This is a genomic window from Candidatus Angelobacter sp., from assembly GCA_035607015.1.
Lineage (GTDB): Bacteria > Verrucomicrobiota > Verrucomicrobiia > Limisphaerales > AV2 > AV2.
The window spans coordinates 19,501-27,071 of sequence record DATNDF010000041.1 but is presented as its reverse complement, the minus strand read 5'-3'; the positions used below and the strand labels follow the sequence as shown (position 1 = coordinate 27,071).

The following is a 7,571-nucleotide window of genomic DNA, read 5'->3' as shown; positions in this document are numbered from 1 at the left end:
GAAAAAGCCCGTTCTTGCGAACGGGCCTGCGAAAGAATCGGGTAATATTTATTTCTTTGCTCCGGCCGTGTGAGTTGCCGACCCGGACCCCGCCGGCTCACTCGGAGCGCCTGCAATGAAGTCCACCCATTCCAGGATGGCACGCTGGGCGGCGTCTCCCTGGCGCTTTCCGAGCTTCACTATGCGCGTGTAGCCCCCGTTCCGCTCCTTGAACGACGGCGCCAATTCTTCAAAAAGAATGCGGACGACATCTTCGTCTTTGCGCCAGGCTTCACGTTCGGCCTTGCTGCCATGGAGCGTACGGGCCGGGTGACGCAAGCGGGCGGCGACAAGACGTCGCGCGTGAACGGTGGCAGCCTTGCCAAGTGTGACCATTTTCTCCGCGACGGGACGCGCCGCCTTCGCTTTTGCCAGGGTCGTGGTTACACGCTTGTGTCTGATAAGGCTGCAAACCAGGTTTGCCAGCATCGCGTTGCGGTGCTCACCGGTCCGGCCCAGCTTCGCAGTTCGTTTCCTGTGACGCATAACTATTCCCCGGGCTTAAAGTACTTTGGCCTCTTCCTTGGGTGCCTCCAGGAGGGACGGGTCAATGTTCATGCCCAACGTCAACCCGAGCGCCGCCAGTTTCTCTTTGATTTCGTTGAGTGATTTCTTGCCGAAGTTGCGATATTTGAGCATTTCAGCCTCGGTCTTCATCGCGAGCTGTCCGACGGTCGTTATGTTCGCGTTGTTTAGACAATTGGCCGCGCGGACACTCAATTCGATCTCGTTGACGCTCATGTTCAGCAGTTTCTTGAGCTTGGCCTTTTCGTCGTCCTGTTTGGTTTCGGCTTCCTCGAACTCCACTGCATTCTTGTCGTAACCCACGAACACGTCGAGATGGTGCTGCAGGATCGCCGAAGCCTGGGTGAGTGCGTCGTCGGGCGAAATGCGACCATCAGTCCAGATGTCGAGGATCAACCGGTCATAATCAGTACGCTGGCCAACGCGCGCAGCCTCTACCGCGTAACGGACCCGGGTCACGGGCGAAAAGAGCGAGTCGATCGGAATCACGCCAATCTGTTGGTCAAGTTTCTTGTTCTCGTCCCCCGGACAAAACCCCCGTCCAACTTTGATTTCCAGTTCCATCTCGAGTTTCTTCTTCTTGTCGAGCGTGCAGATCAACTGGTCGGGGTTCACCAGTTCGATGTTCTGGTTCAGTTTGATGTCCCCGGCGGTCACCGGCCCGTCCTTGTGCACGGAAAGCATCAACGTCTGCGGCTCGCGTGTGTGCGCTTTGAATTTGATCTTCTTCAGATTCAGCACGATTTCGGTCACGTCCTCGACGACACCTTCAATAGTGGTAAATTCGTGCATCGCACCGTCCACTTTGATGGAGGTGATGGCGGCGCCTTCCAGCGAAGAAAGGAGCACGCGGCGGAGGGAGTTGCCGACCGTGTGACCGTAACCCGTCTCAAACGGTTCGGCGACAAATTTTGCAAAGGTTTCCGTGGCAGTTGCGTCCTCCTTACTTAACCGTTTGGGCATTTCGAAACGACCTAGGCGTACTGGCATGTTTTTCTTTCTGGCAATTTTAATCTGACCCGGACCGATTTATTCCCGCCGCAGTCCGGATCCGTATAATTGCGTTGTGCTCCCTTGGGGGAGCGGTTGATTAGCGGGAATAAAACTCGACAACTGACTGTTCATTGGCAATGGGCTGGATTTCGTCGCGCGTCGGAATCCGCACAACGGAACCTTTGAACGCGTCCTTGTTCAGCGACAGCCAGTCCGGCACGGCGCGACTCGTGGCCATCTCGATGTTCTTCGTGGCGATCTGTCGTGAAACGTTCGAGTCTTTCACCTCCACAACATCATTCACCTTGAGGGAGTACGAGGGAACATTGACCTTGCGCCCGTTTACCTTGACATGACCATGACTGACCAACTGCCGCGCTGCCGGCCGCGTATTTGCAAAGCCGAGGTGATACACCACGTTGTCCAGCCGCGTTTCCAGAATCTGCAGCATCGTTTCACCGGTTACGCCGCGCCGTTTGAGGGCGCGTTCGTAAACGTTGCGGAACTGGCGCTCCATCAATCCATAGTAATAACGCAGCTTCTGCTTTTCGAGCAGGCCAAGCGCGTAGTCCGTCATCTTGCGGCGGGATTTTGGCCCGTGCATACCTGGGCCATAGTTTCTTCGCTCCAGATACTTTGACGGGCCAAATATGGGCACGCCAAACCGGCGGCTGATGCGCGTGCGGGGTCCTGTGTAACGAGCCATTGTTCGCTGTTGGTTAAAAGTTGATCGATTCAGACACGGCGCTTCTTCCGCGGCCGGCAACCGTTGTGCGGAATCGGCGTCACGTCCTTGATGGACGAGATTTCCAGTCCGATCGCCTGCAGAGCACGGATGGCCGACTCGCGTCCGGAGCCGGGCCCTTTCACTTTGACTTCGACTTCCTTCATGCCGTGCGACATGGCCTGGCGCGCCGCGTCCTGCGCGACCTGCTGAGCCGCGAAAGCCGTACTCTTACGCGATCCTTTGAAGCCCACGCGACCTGCACTTGACCAGCCCAGAATGTTGCCCTGCATATCAGTGATGGTCACCTGGGTATTGTTGAATGTGGCCAGAATGTTGGCGATGCCCGAAGCGACGTTCTTTGCGCCTTTTGCTTTGATGATCTTCTTGCTGGCGGCGTCGTCGGCCAGCAACTCGGCGGCGGTGGGCGCCACGGGCACTGCGGCAGGCGTGGCAACAGCAGCGTCCACTGAGGTCTTGCCCGTCTCGTCAGAGGATGCTGGTGCGCCGGCCTTTTTTGGCGTTTTGGCCGCTTTGCCCTCCGCCGCAGCCTTCGGACTTTCCGGCGATCCGCCCGCCTCCGTTTTCGCGTCCTTTCTCGGCGTGGGTTTCTTGGAATCGGTTGCTTCTGCCATAAACGAAAATCAGTTAATGGATACCGGTCTTTGCATTCGGATTGCGCTGCACGCCGACCGTCTTGCGGGGTCCCTTGCGAGTACGGGCATTCGTCTGAGTGCGCTGGCCCCGCACCGGGAGCCCGCGCAAGTGTCGAACGCCACGATAACATTTGATGGCCTGCAATCGTTTCAGGTTCAGACCAATTTCGCGGCGCAGATCACCTTCCGTGACATATTTTCCGTCCTGAATCGCATGCACGATTTGCGACAACTGTTGTTCGTTTAAATCCTTTGCGCGGATTGCGGAATCCAAGCCAGCCTTCGCCAGAATCTCTTTGGCGTTGACCGGCCCAATGCCGTAAATGTAGCGAAGCGCGATGTCAATGCGCTTATCTGCGGGGATATCTACTCCGAGAATGCGTGGCATGATCTGGTCCTAGCCCTGGCGCTGCTTGTGGCGCGCGTTTGTGCAGATGACGCGAATGACACCCTTGCGACGCACGATTTTACAGTGCTCGCAAAGCCGTTTGACTGATGCGCGAACTTTCATGTTTCAAATCTTCCGCCCGGCTTTGATGCGGCCCTTCGACAGATCGAAAGGTGACATTTCCACGGTAACTTTGTCTCCGGGCGATGCTCGAAAGCCTGCTGCCCGGGCTTTGGCTGCAACCCGCACTATAACTTGGTGCCGGTTCGGCAGTTCCACCCGGAATAAGGCGTCTTTTAATACTTCCACTACAATACCTTCAACTTCGATGGCATCTTCTCGATGCACGTTAGAATTTCCGGTTCCGAGCAGGTAATCAACACCGTATGCTCAAAATGGGCGGACAGTGAACCATCTTGCGTCACCGCTGTCCAGCCGTCTTTCAATATTTTTACGCCCGGCCTGCCCGCATTCACCATCGGTTCGATGGCCAGCGTCATGCCGGGTTCCAGCCGATGGTCTTTCATCTTCGCGTCCACGTAATTGGGCACCTGCGGCTCTTCATGGACAGAGCGGCCGACCCCATGACCAACGAATTCCCTTACGACGCTAAACCCGTTGCCTTCAACGCAGTTTTGCACCGCGCGCGAAATATCGCTAACGCACTTGCCGGGGACGGCCTGAGCAATCCCCTCGTACAAGGCACGTTCGGTTACATCCAGCAGGCGCTGGGCTTCCAGACTGCAGCCTCCTACTGCGATCGTCCGCGCCGTGTCCCCGACGAATCCTCCTAAAACCACGCCCACGTCCAGACTCACAATGTCACCGAACTGCAGACGCCGTTCGTTTGCCAAGCCATGTACTACTTCATCGTTCGCCGAAATGCAGATGTTGCACGGATATTTGCGGTAGTTCAGGAAAGCGCTTTTGGCACCGTGTTGCCTGATGCACGCCGCTGCATAATCGTCAACTTCGCGGGTTGTCACGCCGGGACGAACGAAAGCCGATACTTCATCGAGCACTTTGCTCGCCACCGCGCAGGCCGGCCGCATTGCGTCCAGGTCTCGATCGGTTTTTAGAATAATCTTCAATTCAAAGCCGCCACGGTTTTCGCGAATCGTTCGTCCGGCGACAACGCGGCATCCACCACCGTCAACTTACCCTGGTGTTCGTAATACTTTGCCAGCGGCTTCGTCTGACGGGCGTAAATCCCAAACCGCCTGCGCACCACCGGCTCGCGATCGTCCGCACGCTGCGTCAATTCGATCCGACAGTCATCGCAAATCCCGGCAACTTTCGGCGGCACCGAATAAACATGGTACACCCGCCCGCATTTCGGACAACTCCACCGGCCGGTGATCCGGTCCAGGATGATCTTCAGATCGCAGGCATATAAAATCACCGCTTCGACCGGCGCACCGCGTTCGGCCAGCCATACGTCCAGCGCTTTGCCCTGGTTCAGCGTCCGGGGAAAACCGTCCAGCATGAATCCGCTTTCCAGAGGCGCGGATTTCATCCATCCGCGCATAAACGTGAGCACGGTCCCGTCAGGCACCAGTTCGCCTTTTTCAAGGAACAATCTCGCTCGCTGTCCCACAGTTGAACCTTCTTCCACTTCGCGTCGCAGCAAATGTCCCGATGAGATATGGTGGATCCCGAATTCCTGCTGCAACCGCGCGGCTATGGTTCCCTTTCCCGACCCCGGCGGACCGAGAAGTATAAGCCGCCGCCTCATATCAGAAGCGGCCCTTGAGGCGTCCCTTCTTCAGGAATCCGTCGTAATGCCGCATCAACAGATGCGATTCCATCTGGCGCATGGTGTCCAGCAACACACCAACCGTGATCAGGATGCTCGTGCCACCGAAAAATCGAGTCACCCGGTGATCGATGTTAAACCAATCGCCGAGGAGTTGAGGCACCACCGCAATGATCGTCAGGAACACGGCTCCCGCCAGCGTGATACGGCTCATCGCCTTGTGCAGATAATCGCTGGTCGCCTGCCCGGGCCGCACGCCGGGAATGTAGCCGCCGTGCTTTTTCAGATCGTCCGCGATCTGGATTTCGTTGAATTGGGTCGCCACCCAGAAATACGAGAAGAACAGGATCATCAGGGAATAAAGAAGATAATAGACCAGGTGTCCCTGTTCCAACTGGCGCCCGATGTCCGCGAAAAATTTCATGCTTTCGAGGTTGCTCAGCAGATAACAGATCTTGCTTGGGAACATCAGGATTGCCTGGGCGAAAATGATCGGCATCACGCCCGCGTAGTTGACACGCAACGGCATGAACGAACTGCTCCCCTGGTAAACCTTCCGGCCCACCATCCGCTGGGCGTATTGTACAGGAATCTTGCGTTGAGCCTGTGTCACCGCAACGACACCGGCGATGACCACCAGAAGAAGGGCCACAAGAAAGACCCCGTAAAACCAATTGACCCTCGTTTCCGCGCCCGCGGGAGGGTTGAACATCAAATAGACCGCGTTAAACGCGCCCGGTAGATCCGCCACGATGCCGATGGTGATTACGAGCGATACGCCGTTGCCGATCCCGCGCTCGGTGATTTGTTCACCCAGCCACATCAACACCAGAGTGCCGGTGGTCAGAATCAAAATGGTTTGCACCCGGTACCACCAGATGTGATTCTGGTCCAGTACCAGTTGCTCCGTAAATTGCGGAAAAATCTTCCCCGGATTCTCCCATCCCAGCGTCATCAACGTGCCGTGACCGAGGCAAAGCAGGACCGTGAGATAGCGCCCGTTCTGAATGAGTTTTGCCCTCCCGCCTTCCTCCCGCGCCAATTTACTCCAGGGCGGGTAAACCGCCGTCAGCAACTGCACGATGATCGTCGCCGTAATATACGGCATGATGCCAAGCGAGCCCACCGCGCAATGTTGCATCGCGCCCCCAGTGAACAGGCTGTAAAGTTGAAGCACCGAACCGCCCAAATCCTTCGCGTGCTGATCGAAATACTTCATCAGTGCCGCTCCGTTCAGCCCGGGAACGGTGATCCACGCCATGATCCGGCAGATGCCGAGCAGCAACAACGTAAAGATGATCCTCGATTTGAGCTCCGGGATCTTGAAACAATTCGCGAACGTGTTGGCTATGGCGCGGAACATGCGTCAGCAATGGCGGAGATGAGCGATCAGACGTGGGCCGGCCCGCCCTTTTTAGCCCCCGTGGTTTCACAAACGCCGCCCGCCGATTCGATTTTGGCGCGCGCCGCTGCGCTAAACGAATGCGCGCTTACGGTCAGTTTCTTTTTCAACTCGCCATCGCCGAGGATCTTGATCCCCGACGAGCGACCGTTGGCCAGACCTACGGAGCGCAGGACCGCTTCGTCCACGCGGGCTCCGTTTTCAAACCGATTCAACGATTCGATGTTCACAGGAGTATAGCGGGTTGCGTGACGCGCGTTGTTGAAACCGCGCTTGGGAATGCGGCGGATCAATGGCATCTGGCCGCCTTCAAAGCCGATGCGGATCGAACTGCCCGATCTGGCGGTCTGGCCTTTGCCACCCCGCCCGCTTGTCTTGCCACGTCCGCTGGATTCACCCTGACCCAGACGTTTGCGGCGGTGTCGGGCGCCGGGGCGAGGTTTGAGATCGTGTAAGCGCATAAAATCAAGCCGTTGCAGCCGGCGCGTCCTTTGCTCTCATCTCCAGGCCGCGACCGCGATAAATATCGTTGCGCAGACGAAGTTGCTGTAATGCCCCGAGCGTCGCCTTCGCCACATTGGCGGCGTTTTTGGATCCAAGCGACTTGCTCAGAACATCTTTTACGCCCGCCGATTCCAGGACCGCCCGCACCGTCTTGCCCGCAATGACCCCCGTTCCCGGCGACGCCGGTCGCAGCAACACGCGTGCGCCGTCGAATGCCGAGATTACCTCGTGAGGGATAGTCGCCTCCTTCAATGACACGGTGATCAGGCTCTGTTTGGCAATTTCGCCGCCTTTCCGAATCGCGTCCGCTACTTCGCCTGCCTTGCCGAGGCCGAGGCCGACGCGGCCGCGCCTGTCGCCCGCGACGATCAGGGCGCTGAAGCTGAAGCGCCGGCCACCCTTCACGACTTTGGCCGAGCGATTGATGTAAACCACCTTTTCGGTCAGTTCGTTCTCGGCCCGGTTGTCCCCCGAGCCGTCGCCCGATTCAGGTGACGGCCGGCCACGGCGAGATCCACGTCCGCGCCCGCCGCGGCTTTCTCCCGGATTGGTTCTGATTGTTTCGTCGGCCACGTTTATTCTCC

At 57.5% G+C, this 7,571-nt stretch carries 12 protein-coding genes; all 12 read right to left on the bottom strand.

Translation table 11 applies throughout. The features are described from left to right. Positions 1–48: 48 nt before the first annotated feature. A complete protein-coding gene (rplQ, locus tag VN887_01825; GenBank protein ID HXT38740.1) occupies positions 49–525 on the bottom strand; it encodes a 50S ribosomal protein L17 in 477 nt (158 codons plus the stop codon). Between the two features lie 15 nt (positions 526–540). After that, a complete protein-coding gene (locus VN887_01820; protein HXT38739.1) occupies positions 541–1,554 on the bottom strand; it encodes a DNA-directed RNA polymerase subunit alpha in 1,014 nt (337 codons plus the stop codon). A gap of 100 nt (positions 1,555–1,654) precedes the next feature. Continuing rightward, positions 1,655–2,263: a 30S ribosomal protein S4 gene (gene rpsD, locus VN887_01815; protein ID HXT38738.1), complete on the bottom strand. Its 609-nt coding sequence runs from the start codon at positions 2,261–2,263 to the stop codon at positions 1,655–1,657. Positions 2,264–2,292: 29 nt separating this feature from the next. Further along, the gene (gene rpsK / locus VN887_01810; protein ID HXT38737.1) at positions 2,293–2,916 is read right to left on the bottom strand and encodes a 30S ribosomal protein S11; all 624 of its coding nucleotides are present in this window, start codon (positions 2,914–2,916) and stop codon (positions 2,293–2,295) included. Between the two features lie 13 nt (positions 2,917–2,929). Continuing rightward, entirely contained in the window at positions 2,930–3,325 is a 396-nt protein-coding gene (gene rpsM / locus VN887_01805) for a 30S ribosomal protein S13 (protein HXT38736.1), read from the bottom strand. A 9-nt stretch (positions 3,326–3,334) separates the two neighbouring features. Continuing rightward, entirely contained in the window at positions 3,335–3,448 is a 114-nt protein-coding gene (rpmJ, locus tag VN887_01800) for a 50S ribosomal protein L36 (protein ID HXT38735.1), read from the bottom strand. A gap of 3 nt (positions 3,449–3,451) precedes the next feature. Next, a complete protein-coding gene (infA, locus tag VN887_01795) occupies positions 3,452–3,673 on the bottom strand; it encodes a translation initiation factor IF-1 (protein HXT38734.1) in 222 nt (73 codons plus the stop codon). Beyond that, entirely contained in the window at positions 3,634–4,377 is a 744-nt protein-coding gene (gene map / locus VN887_01790; GenBank protein HXT38733.1) for a type I methionyl aminopeptidase, read from the bottom strand. The genes infA and map overlap by 40 nt, the downstream gene beginning before the upstream one ends. Positions 4,378–4,412: 35 nt before the next feature. Beyond that, the gene (locus VN887_01785; GenBank protein HXT38732.1) at positions 4,413–5,060 is read right to left on the bottom strand and encodes a nucleoside monophosphate kinase; all 648 of its coding nucleotides are present in this window, start codon (positions 5,058–5,060) and stop codon (positions 4,413–4,415) included. A gap of 1 nt (position 5,061) precedes the next feature. After that, positions 5,062–6,444 carry a preprotein translocase subunit SecY gene (gene secY / locus VN887_01780; protein ID HXT38731.1) on the bottom strand — a complete coding sequence of 461 codons (1,383 nt, stop codon included), beginning with the start codon at positions 6,442–6,444 and terminating at the stop codon, positions 5,062–5,064. A gap of 26 nt (positions 6,445–6,470) precedes the next feature. Further along, positions 6,471–6,944, bottom strand: a complete 474-nt coding sequence (rplO, locus tag VN887_01775) for a 50S ribosomal protein L15 (GenBank protein HXT38730.1) — start codon at positions 6,942–6,944, stop codon at positions 6,471–6,473. A 4-nt stretch (positions 6,945–6,948) separates the two neighbouring features. Next, positions 6,949–7,560, bottom strand: a complete 612-nt coding sequence (gene rpsE, locus VN887_01770; GenBank protein ID HXT38729.1) for a 30S ribosomal protein S5 — start codon at positions 7,558–7,560, stop codon at positions 6,949–6,951. Positions 7,561–7,571: the final 11 nt, after the last annotated feature.

Coding starts and splice junctions, on each gene's coding strand:
- rplQ (HXT38740.1), bottom strand. CDS start 525: ATGCGTCACAGGAAACGAACTGCGAAGCTGGGCCGGACCGGTGAGCAC.
- VN887_01785 (HXT38732.1), bottom strand. CDS start 5,060: ATGAGGCGGCGGCTTATACTTCTCGGTCCGCCGGGGTCGGGAAAGGGA.
- rplO (HXT38730.1), bottom strand. CDS start 6,944: ATGCGCTTACACGATCTCAAACCTCGCCCCGGCGCCCGACACCGCCGC.
- rpmJ (HXT38735.1), bottom strand. CDS start 3,448: ATGAAAGTTCGCGCATCAGTCAAACGGCTTTGCGAGCACTGTAAAATC.
- rpsM (HXT38736.1), bottom strand. CDS start 3,325: ATGCCACGCATTCTCGGAGTAGATATCCCCGCAGATAAGCGCATTGAC.
- secY (HXT38731.1), bottom strand. CDS start 6,444: ATGTTCCGCGCCATAGCCAACACGTTCGCGAATTGTTTCAAGATCCCG.
- rpsK (HXT38737.1), bottom strand. CDS start 2,916: ATGGCAGAAGCAACCGATTCCAAGAAACCCACGCCGAGAAAGGACGCG.
- VN887_01820 (HXT38739.1), bottom strand. CDS start 1,554: ATGCCAGTACGCCTAGGTCGTTTCGAAATGCCCAAACGGTTAAGTAAG.
- rpsD (HXT38738.1), bottom strand. CDS start 2,263: ATGGCTCGTTACACAGGACCCCGCACGCGCATCAGCCGCCGGTTTGGC.
- map (HXT38733.1), bottom strand. CDS start 4,377: ATGCGGCCGGCCTGCGCGGTGGCGAGCAAAGTGCTCGATGAAGTATCG.